General features: G+C 70.4%; 23 protein-coding genes. 17 read left to right on the top strand and 6 right to left on the bottom strand.

Annotation, left to right across the window (positions count from 1 at the left end):
* Positions 1–3 precede the first annotated feature (3 nt).
* Positions 4–951, top strand: coding sequence for a DMT family transporter (locus ACIQBL_RS40165; RefSeq protein WP_401951628.1), 948 nt, complete (start codon positions 4–6; stop codon positions 949–951).
* On the opposite strand, the gene ACIQBL_RS40160 is transcribed toward ACIQBL_RS40165, so the two are convergent.
* Positions 848–1732, bottom strand: a complete 885-nt coding sequence (locus tag ACIQBL_RS40160) for a LysR family transcriptional regulator (protein WP_401951625.1) — start codon at positions 1730–1732, stop codon at positions 848–850. The genes ACIQBL_RS40165 and ACIQBL_RS40160 overlap by 104 nt on opposite strands.
* Positions 1732–2019 carry a PLD nuclease N-terminal domain-containing protein gene (locus tag ACIQBL_RS40155; RefSeq protein WP_401951622.1) on the bottom strand — a complete coding sequence of 96 codons (288 nt, stop codon included), beginning with the start codon at positions 2017–2019 and terminating at the stop codon, positions 1732–1734. Before ACIQBL_RS40155 ends, ACIQBL_RS40160 begins: the two co-directional genes overlap by 1 nt.
* A 76-nt stretch (positions 2020–2095) precedes the next feature.
* Between ACIQBL_RS40155 and ACIQBL_RS40150 the strand changes: the two genes are divergently transcribed.
* Complete coding sequence (locus ACIQBL_RS40150; RefSeq protein WP_401951619.1) at positions 2096–3550, top strand: menaquinone biosynthesis decarboxylase; 1455 nt, start codon at positions 2096–2098, stop codon at positions 3548–3550.
* Positions 3547–4449, top strand: coding sequence for a menaquinone biosynthesis prenyltransferase MqnP (gene mqnP, locus ACIQBL_RS40145; RefSeq protein ID WP_401951617.1), 903 nt, complete (start codon positions 3547–3549; stop codon positions 4447–4449). Before ACIQBL_RS40150 ends, mqnP begins: the two co-directional genes overlap by 4 nt.
* A 348-nt stretch (positions 4450–4797) precedes the next feature.
* Here mqnP and ACIQBL_RS40140 read toward each other — a convergent pair whose 3' ends face one another.
* Positions 4798–5409, bottom strand: coding sequence for a rhomboid family intramembrane serine protease (locus ACIQBL_RS40140; protein ID WP_401951661.1), 612 nt, complete (start codon positions 5407–5409; stop codon positions 4798–4800).
* Between the two features lie 142 nt (positions 5410–5551).
* On the opposite strand from ACIQBL_RS40140, the gene ACIQBL_RS40135 reads away from it, so the two are divergent.
* The 6 genes from ACIQBL_RS40135 (at position 5552) to ACIQBL_RS40110 (ending at position 9534) form a co-directional block, all read left to right on the top strand.
* The gene (locus tag ACIQBL_RS40135; RefSeq protein WP_401951614.1) at positions 5552–6184 is read left to right on the top strand and encodes a UbiX family flavin prenyltransferase; all 633 of its coding nucleotides are present in this window, start codon (positions 5552–5554) and stop codon (positions 6182–6184) included.
* A 61-nt stretch (positions 6185–6245) separates the two neighbouring features.
* Complete coding sequence (locus ACIQBL_RS40130; protein ID WP_043682487.1) at positions 6246–6701, top strand: Lrp/AsnC family transcriptional regulator; 456 nt, start codon at positions 6246–6248, stop codon at positions 6699–6701.
* 41 nt (positions 6702–6742) lie between these two features.
* Positions 6743–7906, top strand: coding sequence for an aminofutalosine synthase MqnE (gene mqnE / locus ACIQBL_RS40125; protein WP_401951611.1), 1164 nt, complete (start codon positions 6743–6745; stop codon positions 7904–7906).
* An 8-nt stretch (positions 7907–7914) separates the two neighbouring features.
* Positions 7915–8439: a GNAT family N-acetyltransferase gene (locus ACIQBL_RS40120; RefSeq protein ID WP_401951609.1), complete on the top strand. Its 525-nt coding sequence runs from the start codon at positions 7915–7917 to the stop codon at positions 8437–8439.
* A gap of 93 nt (positions 8440–8532) precedes the next feature.
* On the top strand, positions 8533–8844 hold the full coding sequence (locus ACIQBL_RS40115) for a DUF4229 domain-containing protein (protein ID WP_401951606.1): 312 nt from the start codon (positions 8533–8535) through the stop codon (positions 8842–8844).
* Between the two features lie 27 nt (positions 8845–8871).
* Entirely contained in the window at positions 8872–9534 is a 663-nt protein-coding gene (locus ACIQBL_RS40110) for a TetR/AcrR family transcriptional regulator (RefSeq protein WP_401951603.1), read from the top strand.
* A gap of 3 nt (positions 9535–9537) precedes the next feature.
* Here ACIQBL_RS40110 and ACIQBL_RS40105 read toward each other — a convergent pair whose 3' ends face one another.
* The gene (locus ACIQBL_RS40105; RefSeq protein WP_401951601.1) at positions 9538–10392 is read right to left on the bottom strand and encodes a MaoC family dehydratase; all 855 of its coding nucleotides are present in this window, start codon (positions 10390–10392) and stop codon (positions 9538–9540) included.
* A gap of 362 nt (positions 10393–10754) precedes the next feature.
* On the opposite strand from ACIQBL_RS40105, the gene ACIQBL_RS40100 reads away from it, so the two are divergent.
* The 6 genes from ACIQBL_RS40100 to ACIQBL_RS40075 all read left to right on the top strand — a co-directional run bounded on the left by ACIQBL_RS40100 (position 10755) and on the right by ACIQBL_RS40075 (position 17401).
* On the top strand, positions 10755–12668 hold the full coding sequence (locus ACIQBL_RS40100) for an AMP-dependent synthetase/ligase (protein WP_401951599.1): 1914 nt from the start codon (positions 10755–10757) through the stop codon (positions 12666–12668).
* Positions 12669–12803: 135 nt separating this feature from the next.
* Positions 12804–14579 (top strand): 3-oxosteroid 1-dehydrogenase, encoded by a 1776-nt coding sequence (gene kstD, locus ACIQBL_RS40095; protein WP_401951596.1) that lies wholly within the window; start codon positions 12804–12806, stop codon positions 14577–14579.
* A 201-nt stretch (positions 14580–14780) separates the two neighbouring features.
* Positions 14781–15269, top strand: a complete 489-nt coding sequence (locus ACIQBL_RS40090) for an SAV_915 family protein (RefSeq protein ID WP_401951593.1) — start codon at positions 14781–14783, stop codon at positions 15267–15269.
* Positions 15269–15571, top strand: a complete 303-nt coding sequence (locus ACIQBL_RS40085) for a DUF6317 family protein (RefSeq protein WP_401951591.1) — start codon at positions 15269–15271, stop codon at positions 15569–15571. Before ACIQBL_RS40090 ends, ACIQBL_RS40085 begins: the two co-directional genes overlap by 1 nt.
* Positions 15571–16845 (top strand): WXG100 family type VII secretion target, encoded by a 1275-nt coding sequence (locus tag ACIQBL_RS40080; protein ID WP_401951588.1) that lies wholly within the window; start codon positions 15571–15573, stop codon positions 16843–16845. Before ACIQBL_RS40085 ends, ACIQBL_RS40080 begins: the two co-directional genes overlap by 1 nt.
* A complete protein-coding gene (locus ACIQBL_RS40075) occupies positions 16823–17401 on the top strand; it encodes a hypothetical protein (RefSeq protein ID WP_401951585.1) in 579 nt (192 codons plus the stop codon). Before ACIQBL_RS40080 ends, ACIQBL_RS40075 begins: the two co-directional genes overlap by 23 nt.
* Here the strand turns inward: ACIQBL_RS40075 and ACIQBL_RS40070 are convergent.
* Positions 17342–18040 (bottom strand): class I SAM-dependent methyltransferase, encoded by a 699-nt coding sequence (locus ACIQBL_RS40070; protein ID WP_401951582.1) that lies wholly within the window; start codon positions 18038–18040, stop codon positions 17342–17344. The genes ACIQBL_RS40075 and ACIQBL_RS40070 overlap by 60 nt on opposite strands.
* Before the next feature lie 227 nt (positions 18041–18267).
* Positions 18268–18471 (bottom strand): cold-shock protein, encoded by a 204-nt coding sequence (locus ACIQBL_RS40065; RefSeq protein WP_003992177.1) that lies wholly within the window; start codon positions 18469–18471, stop codon positions 18268–18270.
* A 286-nt stretch (positions 18472–18757) separates the two neighbouring features.
* Between ACIQBL_RS40065 and ACIQBL_RS40060 the strand changes: the two genes are divergently transcribed.
* On the top strand, positions 18758–19606 hold the full coding sequence (locus ACIQBL_RS40060) for a menaquinone biosynthetic enzyme MqnA/MqnD family protein (RefSeq protein ID WP_401951579.1): 849 nt from the start codon (positions 18758–18760) through the stop codon (positions 19604–19606).
* Between the two features lie 60 nt (positions 19607–19666).
* Positions 19667–21445, top strand: a complete 1779-nt coding sequence (locus ACIQBL_RS40055) for a serine/threonine-protein kinase (RefSeq protein WP_401951576.1) — start codon at positions 19667–19669, stop codon at positions 21443–21445.
* Positions 21446–21451 lie beyond the last annotated feature (6 nt).

Genomic DNA, 21451 nt, shown 5'->3' with positions numbered 1-21451 from the left:
CCCATGACCCCGGAGAACAAGGGCACGGCCCAGCTGACGGCGGCGATGATGCTCTCCGGCACCCTCGGCGTCTTCGTCGTCGAGTCCGGCGCCTCGCCCTTCGATGTCGTGTTCTTCCGTGTCGTGTTCGGCGCCCTGGCCCTCGGCGGCTATGTCCTCTCCCGCGGCTGGCTGCGCGACCACGGCTTCACCCCGCGCACCCTCGGACTCGCCGTCCTGGGCGGGGTGTTCATCGTCCTCAACTGGGTCCTGCTGTTCTCGGCGTACGAGAACACGTCGATCTCGGTCGCGACGGTCGTCTATCACACGCAGCCCTTCTACGTGGTGCTGCTGGGTGCCCTGCTCTTCCGCGAGCGGCTCACGGCCGCCAAGGTCGGCTGGGTCGTCGTGGCCTTCGCCGGGCTGATCCTGGTCTCGGGGGTCACCCCGGGCGACCTCACCAGCGGCGGCGGCTATCTGACGGGCGTCGGGCAGGCCCTCCTCGCCGCGCTGCTCTACGGTCTGTCCACCCTGGTGACGAAGCGGATCAGCGGGGTACGCCCGCATCTCATCGCCCTCGTCCAGGTCGTCGTGGGCATTCCGCTGCTCCTGCCCTTCGCCGACTTCGGCGCGATGAGCGGGGAGGGGGCCGACTGGGGGTGGCTGGTCGGGCTCGGGGTCGTTCACACCGGCGTGATGTACGTCCTGCTGTACGCCGCCTACGCCAAGCTCCCGACCTCGAAGATCGCCGTCCTCGCCTTCGTCTACCCGGCCGTCGCGATGGTCATGGACTGGGCGGTCTACGGCCACCACATCGGGCTCGTCCAGGCGCTGGGCGTCCCGCTGATCGTCCTCGCGAGCCTCAAGGTCACCCTTGCTCGGACACCAGCCTCCGCGCCTGCTCCACAAACAGCCGCACATGCGCCGGAAGCCGCTTCCCGGCCCGCCACGCGAGCTGCGTGCGAAGCGTGAACGGCGGCTCCCAGAGCAGCCGTTGGAGAGAACCCTCCGCGAGTTCGGCGGCGACCGTCACCTCGGGCAGTAACGAGATCCCGAGGCCGGCCGCCGCCGCGCGCTTGGTCGCCTCGATGGTCCCGAACTCCATGAACTCCACCGGTTCACCGAGCGACTTGAGCTCCTGCTCGAACAAGTCCCGGTAGGCGCAGCCGGGTTCGAGGGCGAGCAGGGGCTGTCGTACGAGATCGGCCTTCTCGGGATGCTTCCCGACGAGTGGATGGCCGGGGGCCGCCACCAGCACCAGGGGTTCCACCGTCAGGACCTCGGTCTCCAGGCCGGTGTGCTCGGTCTCCCGCTCCATGAGGAAGCCGACGTCGTACGTGCCCTGCCGCAGCGCCTGCCGGGTCTCGTCGCCGATCGTCGTGCGGAGGGAGAGGCGGACCTTCGGGTAGCGGTGGTGGAAGTACTCCAGGAGCGGTGAGAGGCGGTAGGAGGTCAGTGACTCCATCGTGCCGACCGTCAGCGAACCGGACGGTTCCGCCGTGCCGGTGACCGCCGCTCGGGCCTCCTCCGTCAGTTCGATGATCCGGCGGGCGTAGGGGAGGAGCCGTTCGCCCGCCTCCGTGAGGCGGATACGGCTGCCCAGGCGGTCGAAGAGTTCGGTGCCGAGGGACGACTCCAGGGCGCGGATCTGGCTGGTGACGCTGGACTGCGCGTACTTCAGGTCGGCCGCCGCCCGGGTGAAGCTCAGGACGGTGGCGACCTTCTCGAAGGTGACGAGGAGCCGGAGTTCCATCAGTCGGCCTTGGGATCGTCCTTGTTCAGGGACTTCAGGAACTCGGGGTTGTCGTCCGGCGCGATCCACTGGCCCTGCTCGGCGGTCGCCCCGGCCGGGTCGCGGCGGGCCCGGCCCGCGATCAGCCAGGCGATCGGGCCGACCAGGACCCCGCCGAAGAGCAGGATGACGAAGACCCACGCCAGCTTCGGCATGCCCCGTACGTCCCCCTCGGGCGTGTTCAGGCAGTCCACGAAGGCGTAGATCCACAGGGCCAGGACCAGCAGGGTGGGCAGATACCTGAGCATGGTGGCGAGATTCTCCTGAGAGGTGAGACGGCCCCGGTGACGGGGTCAGGTTAGCGGGTGGCCGATACTTGGACACATGGCTTACGACGATCTTCGCTCCCTGCTCAGGGCACTGGAGCACGAGGGAGACCTCAAGCGCATCAAGGCCGAGGTGGACCCCTGTCTGGAGGTCGGGGAGATCGTCGACCGGGTCCAGAAGGCCGGCGGACCCGCGCTGCTCTTCGAGAACGTGCGCGGCGCGAGCATGCCCCTTGCCATGAACGTCTTCGGGACCGACCGGCGGCTGCTGAAAGCGCTGGGGCTGAAGTCCTACGGCGAGATCTCCGAGAAGATCGGCGGGCTGCTGCGGCCCGAGCTGCCGCAGGGGTTCGTGGGCGTGCGGGACGCCTTCGGGAAGCTCGGGTCGATGACCCATGTGCCGCCGAAGAAGGTCAAGGACGCGCCGGTGCACGAGGTCGTGCTGCACGGCGACGACGTCGATCTCGACGCCCTGCCGGCCCTCTTCACCTGGCCGCAGGACGGCGGGTCCTTCTTCAACCTGGGGCTGACGCACACGAAGGACCCGGAGAGCGGGATCCGCAACCTCGGGCTCTACCGGCTCCAGCGGCACGACAAGCGCACCATCGGCATGCACTGGCAGATCCACAAGGACAGCCGGAATCACTATCAGGTCGCGGCCCGGAGGGGCGAGCGGCTGCCGGTCGCGATCGCCTTCGGGTGTCCGCCCGCCGTGACGTACGCCTCCACCGCGCCCCTTCCCGGTGACATCGACGAGTACCTGTTCGCCGGGTTCATCGCGGGCAAGCGGATCGAGATGGTCGACTGCAAGACCGTGCCGTTGCAGGTGCCGGCGCAGGCCGAGGTCGTCATCGAGGGGTGGCTGGAGCCCGGCGAGATGCTGCCGGAGGGGCCGTTCGGGGACCACACCGGGTTCTACACCCCGCAGGAGCCCTTCCCCGCGCTCACCATCGACTGCGTCACGATGCGGAAGCGGCCGTTGCTCCAGTCGATCGTCGTAGGACGGCCTCCGACGGAGGATGGACCGCTGGGACGGGCCACGGAGCGCTTCTTCCTCCCCCTTCTGAAGATCATCGTGCCGGACATCGTGGACTACCACCTGCCCGAAGCGGGCGGATTCCACAACTGCGCGATCGTCTCCATCGACAAGAAGTACCCGAAGCACGCCCAGAAGGTGATGCACGCGGTCTGGGGTGCGCACATGATGTCCCTGACCAAGCTGATCGTGGTCGTCGACGCCGACTGCGACGTCCACGATCTGCACGAGGTCGCGTGGCGGGCCCTCGGCAACACGGACTACGCCCGTGACCTGTCGGTCGTGGAAGGACCCGTCGATCACCTCGACCACGCCTCCTACCAGCAGTTCTGGGGCGGCAAGGCGGGCATCGACGCGACGAGGAAGTGGCCCGAGGAGGGCTACACACGGGACGGCGGCTGGCCCGAGATGGTGCTGTCCGACCCGGAGACGGCGGCGAAGGTCGACCGCCGGTGGAAGGAGTACGGACTTTCGTGAGCAGCGCATCAGCCGCGATCCCGCAGCCGGGGCGCACCAAGGCGTTCCTACGCCTCGTCATGATCGAGCACTCCGTCTTCGCCCTGCCCTTCGCCTACATCGCCGCGCTGACCGCGATGTTCCAGTGGGACAGGAACATCCACTGGGGGCGGCTGCTGCTGGTCACCATCTGCATGGTGGGGCTGCGGACGTTCGCGATGGCGGTCAACCGGATCATCGACCGGGAGATCGACGCCCGTAACCCGCGCACGGCGCACCGCGAGCTGGTCACCGGCGCGATGACGGTGAAGCACGCGTGGACGGGCGCGCTGGTCGCGCTGGTCATTTTCCTCGGCTCGGCGGCCCTCCTCAACCCCCTCTGTCTGGCGCTGGCCCCCATCGCGGTGATCCCGATGGTGGTCTATCCGTACGGCAAGCGGTTCACGAACTTCCCGCAGGCCATCCTCGGTCTCGCCCAGGCGATGGGCCCGGTCGGCGGCTGGCTGGCGATCACCGGCGAGTGGTCCTGGGACGCGGTGATCCTCGGACTCGCCGTCGGCGTCTGGATCGGCGGCTTCGACCTGATCTACGCCTGCCAGGACATCGAGACCGACCGCGAGACCGGCGTCATGTCGGTCCCGGCCCGCTTCGGCATCCCGGCGTCCATCTGGGGCGCGCGGGTCTGCCACGCCATCACCACGGCCCTCCTCGCCTGGTACGGCGCGGCGACCGGCGCCGGCGCCTTCTTCTGGTTCGGCCTGCTGATCGTCGCGGGCGCGTTCGTGTACGAGCACTCGATCGTCCGGCCGCATGATCTTTCGCGGCTGAACAGGGCGTTCTTCAGCGTCAACGGGTTCATCGGGATCGCGTTGTTCGTGTGTGCGTTGATGGATCTGCTGGTGCGGGGGCTGACTGTCTGAGCGCGGGGCGCTGGGCCGGCCTGTGCGGTAGGCAGCGCCGTGGCCTTGTGCGGTAGGCAGTGCCGTGGCCTTGCGCGGCCGGCGCGGCGGCCCCCTGGCCGGTCGGTGCGCGGCCCCACCCGCGGCCGGTGGTGCGCGGCCCTATCTGCGCTCAGCGCGGCCCCACCTGGGGTCGGTATGCGGCTCTACCTGCGGTCAGCGTGTGGCCCCACCTGGGGTCGGTATGCGGCTCTACCTGCGGTCAGCGTGTGGCCCCACCCGGGGTCAGTACGCGGCCCTACCTGCAGTCAGCGTGCCGCCCCACCCGCGCTCAGCGCGCCGCGCCCTACGCGCTCAGCGCCCCGCCCCCTACGCGCTCAGCGCCCCGCGCTGCCCAGTGGTGGTGCGGCGCCGGAACACGAACGCCGCCCCCACCCCCGCCACCAGCCCGACCAGATGCGCCTGCCAGCTCACCCCCGACTGTGTGGGCGCGAGCCCGAACAGGATCGAGGTGCCCCAGACCGCGCCGACGATCAGCCCGACGGCGATGCCCAGCGGGCGGCGCTCGACGAAGCCGGTGATCAGCAGGAAGCCGAAGAGGCCGAAGATCAGGCCGGAGGCGCCCGCCGTATTGGTGTGGGCCGGGGATATGAGCCACACGCCGAGGCCGTCCGCGACGATGACCAGCGCGCAGACGGCGGCGAAGCGGCGGATGCCGCCCAGCGCGGCGAGGAAGCCGAACACCAGCAGCGGCACGCTGTTCGCGGCCACGTGGGCGAAGCCGAAGTGGATGAACGCGGCGGGCACGATGTCGAGCAACTCGGAGGGCTCGCGCGGGACGATCCCGAGGCCGTCCAGGGCGTGGCCGCTGAGCACGTCGACCACTTCGAGCAGCCACAACAGCGCGACCCAGCCCACCATCAGTTTCGCCGCGGCCTTCGCACGGTCGCCCCGCGACCACGCCAACTCCGTACCGGACATGGCACCCCCCACCACTCGCTCGTCCCCACAGAAGAACGCCCCGGCACCCTTGGCCGGTTCCCGCCCCGCCACGCCAGCTAGGCTCGGTGTCGTGAACCCAGTCAAGCCAGGAGAGACGCCGCGTACGCCTTGGATCGTAGGGGTGTCCGGCGCTTCCGGCACCCCATACGCGGCTGCGGTCCTGCGCGCGCTCCTCGACGCCGGCGAAAGTGTCGACCTCGTCGTGTCCCGGGCGTCCCGGCTGACCCTCCTGGACGAGACGGGGATCGCCTTCAGGGACGCGCACTGGCAGGACGACCTGCGGGAATGGCTGGCCCGCGGCGCCGACGGCAAGCCCGGCACCTTCGCGCCCGACATCGACGCCGTACGGCACTGGAGCGCGGGCGACCTCGCGGCGGGGCCGTCCTCGGGGTCGTATCCCGCGAAGGGCATGCTGATCGTGCCCGCGTCGACCGCCTGTGTCGCCGGGGTCGCCCTCGGGCTGAGCAAGGACCTGTTGCAGCGGGCGGCGAGCGTGACCCTCAAGGAGGGGCGCAAGCTGGTGGTCTCCGTACGCGAGACCCCGTTGAACGGGCAGACGCTGCGGCACCTGGTGACCCTGGACGACCTGGGCGCGGCCGTGGTGCCGGCCTCGCCCGGTTTCTACGCCGGCGCCACCCACATCCAGGACCTGGTGGACTTCGTCGCCGGGCGGGTCCTGGACGCGGCGGGCGTCGAACACGGTCTGTACCGGCGGTGGAAGGGCGACCTCGGGGGCTCCCGCACCGCCGACTGACACACGGCACGCACTCATTCATCGTCATCACCATCGTTATCACCGGAAGGCAACCGATCGCATGGACGCGGTGGACAGGCAGCTCATCCAGGCCCTGAGAGAGAACGGCCGGGCCTCCTACGCGGAGCTGGGGCGCCTCGTCGGCCTGTCGGGACCCAGCGTCACCGACCGCATCAACCGGCTGGAGGCGGCCGGTGTCATCACCGGCTACCGCGCGACCGTCGACTCGGCCTCCCTCGGCCTCGGCGTGATCGCCCTGATCGGCATCTCGCTCTCCGACGCCGCCGACCACGAGGACGTGGCCCGCCGGCTGAAGGACCTCAGCGAGATCGAGGACTGCTGGTTCATCGCGGGCGAGGACTCGTTCATGCTCAAGGTGCGGGCACCGGACGTGGACGGGCTGGAGAAGACCATCCGGCGGCTCAGCGGGACCAAGGGCGTGTCCCGCACCCGTACGACGATCGTGCTCTCCACGAAGTGGGAGAACCGGGTCGGAGAGCTGCCGGAAGAGTCGTAGGCGTACCGTTCTAGAAGTCTGTCTTAGGAAGAGGTAAGGGCATGGATGTCGGGCTCAAGCGCGAGCTGGAGCAGAAGGTCCGCTCCGGTGAGCGGCTGTCCCGCGAGGACGGCATCGCGCTGTACGAGTCGGACGACCTGGCCTGGCTGGGCGGGCTGGCGCACGAGGTGCGGACGCGGAAGAACGGCGATGTCGTCCACTTCAACGTCAACCGGCACCTGAACATGACCAACGTGTGCACCGCGTCCTGCGCGTACTGCTCGTTCCAGCGCAAGCCGGGCGAGAAGGACGCGTACACGATGCGCATCGAGGAGGCCGTCCGGCTCGCCAAGGCGATGGAGGGCGAGAACCTCACCGAGCTGCACATCGTCAACGGGCTGCACCCGAACCTCCCTTGGCGTTACTACCCGCGGTCGCTGAGCGAGCTGAAGAAGGCCCTCCCGGAGGTCTCCCTCAAGGCCTTCACCGCCACGGAGATCCATCACTTCGAGACGATCTCGGGGCTCAGCGCCTCCGAGATCCTCGACGAGCTGATCGACGCCGGGCTCGAGTCCCTCACCGGCGGCGGCGCGGAGATCTTCGACTGGGAGGTCCGCCAGCACATCGTGGACCACCGCACGCACTGGGAGGACTGGTCGCGGATCCACCGGCTGGCGCACGAGAAGGGTCTCAAGACCCCGTGCACCATGCTCTACGGCCACATCGAGGAGCCGCGTCACCGCGTGGACCACGTGCTGCGGCTGCGCGAACTCCAGGACGAGACCGGCGGTTTCCAGGTCTTCATCCCGCTGCGCTACCAGCACGACTTCGTGGACATGAAGGACGGCAAGGTCCGGAACCGGCTGCAGGCGCGGACGCAGATGGCCACCGGTGCCGAGGCCCTGAAGACCTTCGCGGTCTCCCGGCTGCTCTTCGACAACGTCCCGCACGTCAAGGTCTTCTGGGTCATGCACGGCGTCCAGACCGCCCAACTCGCCCTCCAGCACGGCGCGGACGACATGGACGGCTCGGTCGTCGAGTACAAGATCACGCACGACGCCGACAACTACGGCACCCCCAACAAGCTCACCCGCGACGATCTCCTCGACCTGATCCGCGACGCCGGTTTCCAGCCGGTCGAGCGGAACACGCGGTACGAGATCATCCGCGAGTACGACGGCCCGGACCCGGCACGGCGCGAGTCGCCGCAGCCGATGCGAGTCTGAACGGAACGATGGCGCTCACTTTCGAACTGGACCCCGCGATAACCCCTGCCCTGCGCGAGGAGATCCTCGCGCTGTGGGCGGACGTCTCCAACGCGGGCGGCTCGGTCGGCTTCGTGGCACCGGTCACGGTGGACGAGATCCGGCCCGAGCTGGTCAGGCACTTCGTCGCGATGGCGGAGGGCCGCACCCGGCTGCTGGTCGGCCGGGACGAGACGGGCACGGTCGCCGCGACCGTGTTCCTCGCCTTCAACACGCACCGGCTGATGCTGCACTGGATCTGGCTCTACACGGTGATGGTCCACCCCCGCCACCAGGGCAGGGGCTACGGCCGCGGCCTGCTCGCCGCCGCCGAACGGGCCGCCCGCGGCCTCGACGGCATCGAGGCGATCCGCCTCACCTGCCGGGGCGGCCACGGCCTGGAGCGGTTCTACGGCTCCTGCGGCTACAAGGAGGTCGGCCGGGTGCCCGGCGCGATCCGGGTGGCGCCCGGGGACGACCGGGACGACATCTTCATGCTGCTGCCGTTGCTGTGAGCCGTGTACCCCGCCGGAAGATCGGGGGCGGCGCGTGCTTCACTGGATGGCACTGTTCGGATAGGTCTGTTCGTTACGGAAGAGTGGATTGAGATGTTCCGCTACACGCTGATGCGCCTCGGGGTCTTCGCGGGCTGCCTCGGAGTCGTCTGGGGCCTCGTCTACCTCGGCGTCTTCCCGCGCGGCTTCGGCGAGTCCAACGGCATGTGGATCGTGCTGCTGGCCCTCGTGATCTCGGCGCCGATCAGCTTCGTGGTGCTGCGCGGGGTGCGGGACCGGGCCTCCGTGCAGATCGTCGACCGGGTCGACCGGATGAAGGCCAACCTGGACGCCAACCGCAGCCAGGAGGACGAGACGGTGGACGCCGCCCAGCCGACGTCCCACCCGCAGGGCCGGACTTCCTAGCACCGGGGCCCAACTACCCTTGCCCCCATGGGTGCCGTGAAGACCAAGCGGATGCCGCGGGCGGTCCGTGAGCAGCAGATGCTCGACGCCGCCGTGCGGACCTTCGGACAGCGCGGCTACATGGCCGCGTCGATGGACGAGATCGCCGAACTCGCCGGTGTGTCCAAGCCGTTGGTGTATCTGTATCTGAACTCGAAGGAAGACCTCTTCACCGCGTGCATCCGGCGCGAGGGACAGGCGCTCACCGAGACGGTACGGGCCGGGGTGGACACCGCCTCGCCCGCCGACCGCCAACTCTGGGACGGACTGCGGGCGTTCTTCACCCACACCGCCCAGCATCCGGACGGCTGGTCCGTCCTGCATCTCCAGGCCCGCACCCACGGCGAGCCCTTCGCGGCCGAGGTGGCCGCGATGCGCGCCGAACTCGTCGCGTTCGTCACCCAGTTGATAGCGGTCGCCGCCCGCGAGGCCCACCGCGACCCCGACCTCCCCGAACACGAGGTGGCCGGCCTCGCGGAAGCCCTCGTCGGCGCCGCCGAGTCCCTCGCCGCCTGGGCCAACACGACCCCGGGTGTCACCGCCAAGCAGGCGGCGGCGACCCTGATGAACTTCGCGTGGGCGGGACTGGGCGGCCTGATGGAGGGGCGGCCCTGGTCGCCGCCGGTCGCGACCGACGCCGAGCGCCCGTGAGGCTCAGGGGGTGAGCGGCCGGACGACCCCGTCCACATGGATCCGCTCGCCGCTCCGCAACTGGAAACGGTCCCCTTCCGCCGCGTACTCCACCACCCCCGGCAACAGCACCGGCGCCCTGAACTGGACCCGTACCAGCGTGCGTTCGGGTGTGCCGTGGGCCGCGAGGCACCGGGCCGCCGTCCACATGCCGTGCGCGATGGCGCGGGGGAAGCCGAACAGGCGGGCGGTGAAGGGGTAGAGGTGGATCGGGTTGCGGTCGCCGGACGCGGCGCCGTAGCGGCGGCCCACGTCCTCGCCGAGCCGCCATTCGGCGACGGTGGGCAACGGCGCCTGCGCCTCCGGGAGTTCGGGTGCGGGCGGGTCGGCGCGGTGGTGCCGGGCGAGATACGTACTCCGCGACTCCCATACGACCGCACCCCCGCCCCCCGCCCGCATCTCCGTGGTGACCGTCGCTTCGGTGCCGCGTCGGTGCGGGGCCAACTCGTCGACGTAGACGGTGAGTTCGTACTCCCCGGTGGCCGGTGCCGCCGTGTGCCGGGTGATCTCCACCGAGGTGTGGACCAGGCCGAGCAGCGGGAGCGGGAAGGCCCGGCCGCTCATCAGGCGCATGGCGAGGGGGAAGCCGAGGACGTGCGGATAGGTGAGGGGGAGGGCGTCGTCGCCGGTGGCGAAGCCGCAGACCCGTTCGTAGGCGGCCAGGCGGGCCAGGTCGACGCGTACGCCGGTCAGGACGAGGCGGGTGCGGGGGAAGTCGGCGTCGGAGCGCGGCCGTTTGAAGGGGGAGAGCAGGGCGCCGCGCAGGAGGAGCGGGGTGAGCGCGGGCGTGTCGGTGAGGGTCGGATAGGGGTTGGCCATGTCCCACTCCCGGGTGCGTCCTGGGCGGCTCTTTTCGGCTTACTTCGCAGTAAGGTTACCGCAGGTAAGGCCAAGTGGGACGAGCCGGACGGTCCATGGCGGGTACCTGGGTGACGCAGCGGCGACGCATGGCCGGCGCAGGGCGGACGGACGGCCGGCGAAGCCGGGTGAACCCGCCGAGGTTGCACAGGCCCGGCTCCTTACCACCCCCGAACCCGCACCAAGTCCCCACGCGGGGCCCGTACGATCTTCGACCTGACCCGCGGTAACACCCCGGTCCGGGCCGTGGGTGAACACCTCGGTACGCACCATGCGTACCTAATGCAGCAGAGCGGTACAAGCTGCACGCCTCAGGAGCTGACATGTCCCTCGCGTACCCGTCCGGCCACGACTACGACGGCGCGCCCGTACTCGTCGAGCCCGAGATCCGGCGGCTGGACGGTGTGGTGCGGGAGGTGTCCGTACCGCCGCTGGTGCCGCCGGCGACGAACGGCTCGCTCGCCGACGTGCCGTTCGAGAACGCGGCGCTCGCGCCCGCGTACCGGGTCCTCAGCAGGCAGGCGGAGGACGGGAGTTGGGTGGACGTGACGGCGGCGGAGTTCGCCGGGCAGGTGCAGGCCGTCGCCAAGGGGCTGATCGCGGAGGGCCTCCAGCCGGGCGACCGGATCGCGGTCATGGCGCGGACGTCGTACGAGTGGACGCTCCTCGACTTCGCCGCGTGGGCGGCCGGGTTGGTGACCGTTCCCATCTATCCGACCTCCTCGCTCTTCCAGATCCGGTGGATCCTCCAGGACACGGGCGCGGTGGCGATGGCCGCCGAGACCGTCGCGCAGGCGTCGGCACTCGGCCCGGAGACTCCCCGGCTCCCCGACCTGCGTCACATGTGGGTGTTCGAGAAGGGGCACCTGGAGCGGCTGGCCGAGCTGGGCCGGACCGTCCCGGACCAGGAAGTCGCCGTACGGCGTGGGGTGTTGCTGCCCGACACGCTCGCCACCGTCATCTACACCTCGGGCACCACCGGCCGCCCCAAGGGCTGCGCGCTCACGCACGGCAACTTCCTCGCGGAGGTCGACAACGCGATCGAACTCCTCTACCCCGTCTTCAAGGACAAGCCGAGCGAAGAGCCCTCCACGCTCCTCTTCCTCCCCTACTCCCATGTCTTCGGCCGGATGGTCGCGATCGCCTGCGTCCGCGCCAGGGTCCGCCTCGGCCACGCGGCGAGCCTCAAGTCCGAGGACCTGCTGGCCGACCTGGCGAGCTTCCAGCCGACCTTCCTGCTGGCCATCCCGTACATGCTGGAGAAGGTCTTCAACAACGCGCGGGCGAAGGCGGAGAAGGGCGGCCGGGGCAAGGTCTTCGACCGCGCGACGCATGTGGCCCGCCGCTACGGCGAGGCGGTGGAGGCCCGCCACTCCGGCACGGGTCCGGGCCCGAGCCGCCCGCTGAAGACGGCCCGCGCCTTCTACGACCCGCTGGTCTACCGCAGGATCCGCAACGCCCTCGGCGGCAGGCTCCGTTACATCATCTGCGGCGGCTCCCCGCTGGGCCGCCGCCTCGCCGCGTTCTACGCCGGCGCGGGCATCGAGATCTTCGAGGGCTACGGCCTGACCGAGACGACGGCGGCGGCGACCTGCACACCGCCGCTCAAACCCCGGCTGGGCACGGTGGGCTGGCCGATGCCGGGCACCCGGGTGCGGATCGCGCAGGACGGCGAGATCCTGCTCTCCGGCGGCCAGGTCTTCCGGGGCTACTGGGACCCGCACGCCGACGGGGTGATCTCCGCGTCCCCCGACGGCTGGCTCGCCACCGGCGACATCGGCCGCCTGGACGACGAGGGCTACCTCACCATCACCGGCCGCAAGAAGGAGATCCTGATCACCGCGGGCGGCAAGAACGTGGCCCCGGCCCCGCTGGAGAACTGGCTGCGCTCCCACCCCCTGATCGCCCAGTGCATGGTCGTCGGCGACCGCCGCCCCTACGTCGCCGCGCTCATCACCCTCGACCTCGAAGGCATCACCCACTGGCGCCAGATGAACGGCAAACACCCCGTCCCCGCCGAACTCCTCATCGACGACGAGGAGTTGAGAGACGTCCTGCAACGCGCGGTGGACGACGCCAACAAACTGGTCTCCCGCCCCGAGTCCATCCGCCGCTTCAGCGTCCTCCCGGTGGACTTCACCGAGGCGGCCGGCCACCTCACCCCGTCGATGAAGCTCCGCCGCGAGGTCCTCATGCGGGACTTCGCCCGGGACATCGAGGCTTTGTACGCGAACTAGCGGACGATCGGGGTCCAGTACGCGAACTAAGCGCCGTTCGGGGCGATTTGGTGAGATGGTGCGGACCTGGTTATTGACTTCACAAGACCCCCGCGCGACATTCCCAGCCCATTTCCTCGTCGGGCTGGAGGGGCCATGACCCCGAGCACGGACGCACATACGGAACTCCCTGGCAGAAGACGCGTGTTGGCCGGTGGTGCGGTCGCCGCGCTCGCCGTCGCCGCCGGGCTGCCCCAGGCGGCCCACGCCGCCGACCTCCCCCTCCTCGGCACCTACGACGTCGTCGTGATCGGCTCGGGAGCCTCCGGGATGACGGCCGCGCTGACCGCCGCCAAACAGGGCCTGAGCTGCGTGGTGGTCGAGAAGGCGCCGACGTTCGGGGGGTCCGCGGCCCGCTCGGGCGCCGGGATCTGGATCCCCAACAACCCGGTGATCCTGGCGGCCGGAGTCCCCGACACCCCCGCCAAGGCGGCCACTTACCTGGCCGCGGTCGTCGGCTCCGACGTGTCGGCGGACCGCCAGCAGTCCTTCCTCTCCCACGGCCCCGCCATGATCTCCTTCGTCATGGCGAACAGCCCGCTGCGGTTCCGCTGGATGGAGGGATACAGCGACTACTACCCGGAGTTGCCGGGCGGCCTCCCCAACGGCCGTTCCATGGAACCCGATCAGCTCGACGGCAACATCCTCGGCACCGAACTCGCCCACCTCAACCCGCCGTACCTGGCCGTCCCGTCCGGCATGGTCGTCTTCAGCGCCGACTACAAGTGGCTCGCCCTGGCCGCCGTGAGCGTCAAGGGCGCGGCCGTCGCCACCGAGTGCCTGGCCCGGGGCACCAAGGCCGCCCTGCTCGGCCAGAAGCCGCTCACCATGGGCCAGTCCCTCGCCGCCGGCCTGCGCGCCGGACTCCAGTCCGCGGGGGTGCCGGTGTGGCTCAACACCCCGCTCACCGACCTCTACGTGGAGAACGGCACCGTCACCGGAGCCGTCGTCACGAGCGGCGGCGCCGCCGGACTGGTCCGCGCCCGGCGCGGGGTGGTGGTCGGCTCCGGCGGCTTCGAGCACAACGCGGCGATGCGCGCCCAGTACCAGCGCCAGCCCATCGGCACGGACTGGACCGTCGGCGCGAAGGAGAACACCGGCGACGGCATCCAGGCGGGCCAACGGGTGGGCGCCTCGCTCGCGTTGATGGACGACGCCTGGTGGGGCCCGTCCATCCCCCTCCCCGACCAGCCGTACTTCTGCCTCGCCGAACGCACCCTCCCCGGCGGCCTGTTGATCAACCAGGCCGGTTCCCGCTTCGTCAACGAGGCCGCGCCGTACAGCGACGTCGTCCACACCATGTACGACCGCAACACCTCCGCCCCCGACATCCCGGCCTGGCTGATCGTCGACCAGAACTACCGCAACCGCTACCTCTTCAAGGACGTCCTGCCGACGTTCACCTTCCCCGACAACTGGTACAGCTCGGGCGCCGCGTACAAGGAGTGGACGCTGGACGCCCTGGCCTCGTCGATCGGTGTCCCGGCGGCGGCCCTCCGTTCCACGGTGAGCCGCTTCAACTCCCTTGCGGCGAGCGGCAATGACACCGACTTCGGGCGCGGCAACAGCGCCTACGACCACTACTACACGGACCCGTCGGTCCTCCCCAACTCCTGCCTCGCCCCCCTCTGGCTCCCCCCGTACTACGCCTTCCGCATCGTCCCCGGCGACCTCGGCACCAAGGGCGGTATGCGCACGGACGCACGGGCACGGGTGCTGCGGGCGGACGGTTCGGTGATCCCCGGCCTGTACGCGGCGGGGAACGCGAGTGCGGCGGTGATGGGGCACAGTTACGCGGGCGCGGGCTCGACGATCGGTCCGGCGATGACGTTCGGGTATGTGGCGGCGCTGGATCTGGCGGGGGCGCTGTAGCGGTCGTGGCACCGGTGCCGTGGTCTGGTCAGCACGGGGTCAAGGGATGACCAGGCCGGGGCCAAGCGGCCGTATGCATTGCGCATGCAACGGGTTCGGAGGGCTGACATAGCCGGATTTGGGCCCTCGGTCGGTGGCTACTGTGATGGCGCGAACACGTCCACAGTGGCCACGCTGCATCACAGGGAAGAGGAGACGGCGGTGGGGGAGCCGAACCGTTCACGCCTTCTTGACTACACACAGGGGGCGGTGGCGGCGGAGCCGCCGGGGCCGCGCCGGTCCAGCCTGCTCGACTACGCGGAGGCGGAGCCGGCGGCCCGCCCGACGTCGGACGGGCGACCGGGGCCCAGGCCGGGGGTGCCGCCGTACGAGACGGCGGTGTTCGTGCCGGCGCATCCCCGGTATGCCGACGCGGTGGACGAGGACGGGCGGCCGGTGCGGGTGCCGTTCGTCGTCTACGAGCTCTTCGAGCATCCCGCGCGGCGGACCGCGGCCTACGCCTTCACCACGGTGGAGAAGCTGGTGGACGCGTTCGGCGAGGCCCAGCCGTGGGTGATCACCTCGATCGGGCCGCTCGCCGAGGCGCTCGGCGAGCGGGGAGCCACCGTCCTCCTCGACCCGAGGGTCGCCCCGGGCCGGCACAACTGGCGGTCGGCCGACCTGGCCGCCTACGCGCGGGAGGTGCGCTGATGTCGGCCGACTTCAAGGCGGTACTGAGCGACCTCACGTCGATGGCGACGACCTTCCACGACCAGGCCACCGACTACCGGAAGCTGCGACCCCAGGTCTCCCCGCCCGTGGTGAGCGGCGGGGACGCCGGGCTCGACGACGCCATCAAGGAGGTCGCGCACCTCATCCTCGGCCTGCACATCGGCTTCGCCGACCGGCTGGACGACCACGGCGACAAGGTCGCGTACGCGCGCGACTCGTTCCACCGGCACGACGTCGACGTCCACGGCGTGTTCGAGGACCTGATGGTGGGGGAGGGCTGATGGGCGACAGCTGGGTGGGCGGCGACATCGGCGGGCTGCACACGATGGCCACCACGTACAAGAACGCCAAGGACCAACTCGACGACGTCGTCCGCCCGGTCACCAGTGCCGTCGAGTCGCTCGTCGACGACGCGGGCTGGAAGGGCGACGCGGCGGAGGAGTTCCGCGCGAAGTGGAGCGAGGACGCGCTGACGGCGGGCGCCTTCGCCAGTCTGGTGTTCGAGGTCGGGGACATCCTCGGCACCCTCGCCGACGCGCTGTCCACGTGCGAGACGGCACTGCAGAACGCGGAACACGTCGCGACGGGCAAGGGTGTGCCCATGGGCGACAAGGGCGTCCCCCTGCCCGTGCTCACGGCGAACCCGCCCAGCGCGGCCGACCAGAAGACGATCTCCGCGATGACCGAGTACGACACGGTCCGCCGGCAGGTCACGCACACCGCCCAGCACGCCCGGCTCGTCGCCGCGGACAAGCTGCGCGGGCTGTACGCGCAGGTCACGGACAAGGTGTCGACCGGCGACAAGATCACCATCGCCGACGCGCTGCGCGGTCTGTACGCCTACGACGCGGAGGACGCGCGGGCCGGCGGCAAGAAGGCGCGCGCCGAACTCGACGACGCGAAGGCCGCGGAGCAGACGGCGAAGAAGGAACTCCGGGCGGAGCGCAAGGCGTACCAGAAAGCGGGCCGCTCCCTCCCCAAGGACCTGCCCGCCAAGGGCGCCTACCGTGACGCGGTCATGCAGGTCGACTCCCTGGAGGAGGCCATCGCCCGCGCCGACGTCGGCAGCGGCAAGCTGCCGTACGACCGGCTCCTGAACGTCAAACTCGCCGACGCGGCGGACGCGTTGCGGCTGGGCAAGGGCCTTGAGGCACTCCCCGAGTTCCTCAAGGAGGTACCGGTCATCGACGTCGCCGCGGCCGCCGCGTGCGGGCTGGTGGAGGCGAAGGACGACCACGACAAGGGCTGGTCGTGGCAGCACTCCGTGACGGTGGATGTCGGGGTGGCTGTTGGGGGTGTGGCGGTGGGGGCGTTGGCGGTGGTCGCGTTGCCGGTCGAGGGCGCGGTGGCGGTGGCGGCGGTCGGTGTCGGTGCGACCATCGTCGCGACCAGCGTCCTCGATCACGCTTTCCACGAGCACTGGAGCGAGGACATCCACGACCACGGTGTCGTCGGCGGTGTACTGCACGGCGCCGGTGATGTCGCCACAGAGACGGTGGACGACGGGAAACGACTACTGAAGGACGTGTGGCATGGCGTCACGAGCCTCTTCTGAGGCCACGGCGGGGGTCCCCGTGGAGATCCCGAAACTGCCGAAACTCGGCAGAACCTGGTACGAGCGCGGCACGCTCTACTGGCTGTGCCGTGCGCGTACGACGGTCTTCCTGCTCGTCTTCATGGCCTTCTACTGCCTTTTCACCTTCGGCCTCTTCCAGGGGGTCCGCGACCTGCTGCCGTCCCATACCCGCACCGCCTACGACTGGGCGCAGGTCGTCCTGTGCTGCGCAGCCCTGGTCTGGGGCTGGATCAAGCAGCGCCGGAGTCATCGACAGGCCCTCCTGGACCCGCCCAGCCCGAAGCAGACCTGGATCGCCAAGCGCGACCACAACCGGCAGGCGGGCAGGTCCGCCGGATTCGGCGCCGCGGGCGGGCGGGTGCTCATCGCCCTGGCGGCACCCGTCATGCCGGCCTTCGCCGCGTACCTCGTCGGCTGGCTCGCCGCCTGGACCACCGTCCGCGAATACCCCAGCGAGGTCGGTGCCCGCCGAGCCCTAGAGCGCAGCGGCAGCGGCAGCCGCAGTCTTCCGGGCGAGCAGAAACGCCTGCGGTGACGACTCCCTGAGTTCCTCGTCCGCCTCCCGGACCGTCCGTGACCGCACCGCGAACCCCGCCGTCTCCAGCAGCTCGGCCACCCGCTCCGGTCGTCGCCGTTCGAAGTCCAGGCGTACCGGGTGGCCGAAGGGCCGGTCGAGGGTGAGGGGGCGGTCGCCCGTCTGGAAGGCGATGAGCAGGTAGCCGCCCGGGGCCAGGACGCGGTGGAACTCCGTGAAGAGGGACGGGAGTCGGTCCACAGGGGTGTGGAGGGACGAGTACCAGGAGACGGCCCCCGTGAGTGTTCCGTCGGGGATGTCCAGGGCCAGCATCGAGCCCTGCCGGAAGCGGAGTCCCGGGTTCTCGCGGCGGGCGATCGTGAGCATCGACGCGGAGAGGTCGAGGCCGAAGACGTCCAGGCCGAGGGAGGCGAGGTGTGCGGTCGTCCGGCCGGGGCCGCAGCCCAGGTCGGCCACCGTCCCGCCCCCGCTGCGGATCACCAGCTCGGCGAAGGCGGCCTGCACCGTCCAGTCGCGAGGCCTGCCGCCGGGCTCACCCGCGAACATCTCGGCGTAGTCCTCGGCGATCGCGTCGTAGAAGGTCCGAGTGGTGGTCACGAAATCGGCTTCGGCTTCGGCCTCGCCTTTGGCGGATGTCATGAGCCGGGAGATTAGCGACTCCCACTGACAACCGGCCGGGCCTCCGACACCCGCCCGGTGGCAACCGGCCGAGCCGAGGACACGCGCCCGGCGACAGCCAGCCCGCCCCACCGCCGGAGGCAAAGGCAGGAGCCCCGGCACCTTGCGGCGCGGGGCTCCTTGGGTACTGCTATCTGTTCCGGATCAAAGCACCAGGCTCCGAGACCGAATAACTGCGATCAGGTGACTCAGACGGGGGTGACGTTCTCCGCCTGCGGGCCCTTCGGACCCTGGGTCACGTCGAAGGAGACCTGCTGGTTCTCCTCCAGCGAACGGAAGCCGCTCGCGTTGATCGCGGAGTAGTGAACGAAGACGTCGGGGCCTCCGCCTTCTTGGGCGATGAAGCCAAAGCCCTTTTCGGCGTTGAACCACTTCACGGTTCCGGTAGCCATAAGCCCTCCTTGGGCCCAAAGGGTTGCCCTGCTCCAGAACCCTGCAAGTGTGAAAACAAGTCCCGCACTACTGCATACGTCTGAAAACGACAAGAGCCCGCGGTTACATGCTCCGCAGGCTCTGTACTGCAAGGGAAACCAAACTGCAACTTGCGGCGAGCCTAGCACTTGGGCAGCCGAAAGCAATAGAGGCCAAGATCACATCACCCGGACGTTTGAAGATCGCCGGAGGCTTGACTGTGGGGCCGAAGTATGGAGCGTACCTCATGAGGTCTAGCCTCACGTCGTGGACAATTCTCGCACCCGGCCGCGCGTCGGCCACATCCAGTTCCTGAACTGCCTGCCCTTGTACTGGGGGCTCGCGAGAACGGGCACGCTTCTCGACTTCGAGCTGACCAAGGACACCCCGGAGAAGCTCAGCGAGCAGCTGGTGCGGGGGGACCTCGACATCGGGCCCATCACGCTCGTCGAGTTCCTCCGCAACGCGGACGACCTGGTCGCCTTCCCCGGCATCGCCGTCGGCTGCGACGGCCCGGTGATGTCCTGCGTGATCGTCTCGCAGGTCCCGCTGGACCAGCTGGACGGCCGCCGGGTCGCCCTCGGCTCCACCTCGCGGACCTCCGTCCGCCTCGCCCAGCTCCTGCTCGCCGAGCGCTACGGCGTCCGGCCCGAGTACTACACCTGCCCGCCCGACCTGAGCCTGATGATGCAGGAGGCCGAGGCCGCCGTACTCATCGGTGACGCGGCCCTGCGCGCCAACCTGCTCGACGGGCCCCGCTTCGGGCTTGAGGTGCACGACCTCGGGACGCTGTGGAAGGAGTGGACCGGGCTGCCGTTCGTCTTCGCCGTGTGGGCCGCCCGCCGCGACTACCTGGAGCGCGAGCCCGTCATCACCCGCAAGGTCCACGAGGCCTTCCTCGCCTCCCGCAACCTCTCCCTCGAAGAGGTCGGCAAGGTCGCCGAACAGGCCGCCCGCTGGGAGGAGTTCGACGAGCAGGTCCTGGAGCGGTACTTCACCACCCTCGACTTCCGCTTCGGCGCACCCCAGCTGGCGGCGGTCGCCGAGTTCGCCCGCCGGGTCGGCCCGACGACCGGCTTCCCGGCCGACGTGAACGTGGATCTGCTCCAGCCGTAAGTAGCGGAGGGGTACGGCGCACTACCCTGCTGGAAGTCCTACGGGGGAGGGGTGGACGGCATGCAGCCGCTCGGAGGCGACGAACCCGCGGTCGTGGGGCCCTACCGGCTGCTCGGGCGGCTCGGTTCCGGCGGGATGGGCCGGGTCTATCTCGGGCGCAGCGCGGGCGGTCGTACGGTCGCGGTCAAGATCGTGCATCCGCACTTCGCGCTCGACGAGGAGTTCCGCGCCCGTTTCCGCCGCGAGGTCGACGCCGCGCGCCGGGTGGGCGGCGCCTGGACCGCCCCCGTGCTGGACGCGGACCCCGAGGCCTCCGTGCCGTGGGTCGCCACCGCGTACGCGGCCGGGCCCTCCCTCTCCGCCGCCGTCGCGGACGGCGGGCCGTTGCCCACGGCTTCCGTACGGGCGCTGGGCGCGGGGCTCGCGGAAGCGCTGACGGCGGTCCACGAACTGGGGCTCGTGCACCGGGACGTGAAGCCGTCCAACGTGCTGCTCACCCTCGACGGGCCGTTGCTCATCGACTTCGGGATCGCCCGCGCCACGGACGGCACGGCGTCCCTCACCTCCACCGGTGTCTCCGTCGGCTCGCCCGGATACATGGCCCCCGAGCAGATCCTCGGGAAGGGCGCGACGGGTGCGTCGGACGTCTTCTCGCTGGGTGCGGTGCTGGTCTACGCGGCCACCGGCGAGTCGCCCTTTCCCGGTGACTCCTCGGCCGCTCTCCTCTACAAGGTGGTGCACGAGGAGCCCCAACTCGGTGAGATGGACGGCGAGTTGCGGGAACTGGCCCTCGCCTGTCTCACCAAGGACCCTGCCGCGCGGCCTACTCCGGGCGAGGTGGCCCGGCGGCTCGCTCCCGACGGGGCGGCGCGGCTGGTGGCCGGTGGGTGGCTGCCGGGGGCGTTGGTGGAGCAGGTCAGCCGAAGTGCCGTACAGCTGCTGAATCTTGAGGCGGCGGGGGTGGCCGAGGGGGTGCCCTCGGGGCCGGTGGGGTTCAGCAGTCCCTCGGTGGGAGGCGGTGGCGGTGCCGGGGCGTTCGGGCCGCCGCCTGTGATGGAGGGCTCGGTGGACTGGGCGAAGACGCCGGCGCCGACCGCGCCGCCGTTCCTCGCGCCCGTACCGGAGTTCCGGGACGCGCCGCCGCCGCACGACACCGTTCCGCCGCAGTCGGGTCGCCGTACCGGGAAGGTGTCCGTCTCCGTCGCCGCCACGGCGGCTCCGGACGGCAACCGGCGGGGGCGCAGGGTCAGTTGCACGCTGGTGCTGGTCGTCGCCGCGTTCGCCGGGGTGACCGTGGGGTCGCTCGCCCTGTACTCGATGCTGCCCGGCGAGAAGGGCTCGGACTCCGCCGCGGGCTCCGCCACCGAGCCGACGGCGAGCGGCGGGCCGAGCAGCACGACGAGCGACGGGCGGAGCCCCACCCCGACCCCCACCCCGAGCAGCGCGCCGAGCGCGACCGTCGGCACCCCGGGCCCCGCCCCCGCCCAGACCGTGCCCGCCGCCTACCTCGGCACCTGGCAGGGCACGGGCACCGCCCTCGGCGGCACGCTCCCCGACGGGACCTTCCGGATCACGGTCGCCAAGGTCGGCGTGGGCCAGCGGCTGGGCATCCTCCGGCAGACCGACCAGCTCGGCGGTGTCTGCGACGACGTACTGACCCTGAAGCAGGTCACGAAGACCCAGCTCGTCGCGACGGCAGCGGGCGCGACCTCGAACCGCGACGTATGCAACCAGGCCGCCCACACCGTCACCCTCACCCCCACCGGCGACGACCTCACGTACGTGTCGGACAGCTCCGCCGAGGGCTCCCCGACCGCGCGACTGTCCAAGGTCAAGTAGCCGTCC

Origin of the sequence: Streptomyces sp. NPDC088350, from assembly GCF_044753545.1 — a bacterium.
Classification (GTDB): Bacteria; Actinomycetota; Actinomycetes; order Streptomycetales; family Streptomycetaceae; genus Streptomyces.
The sequence above is the reverse complement of the archived record's forward strand: the minus strand, read 5'-3'. Positions and strand labels throughout refer to the sequence as shown.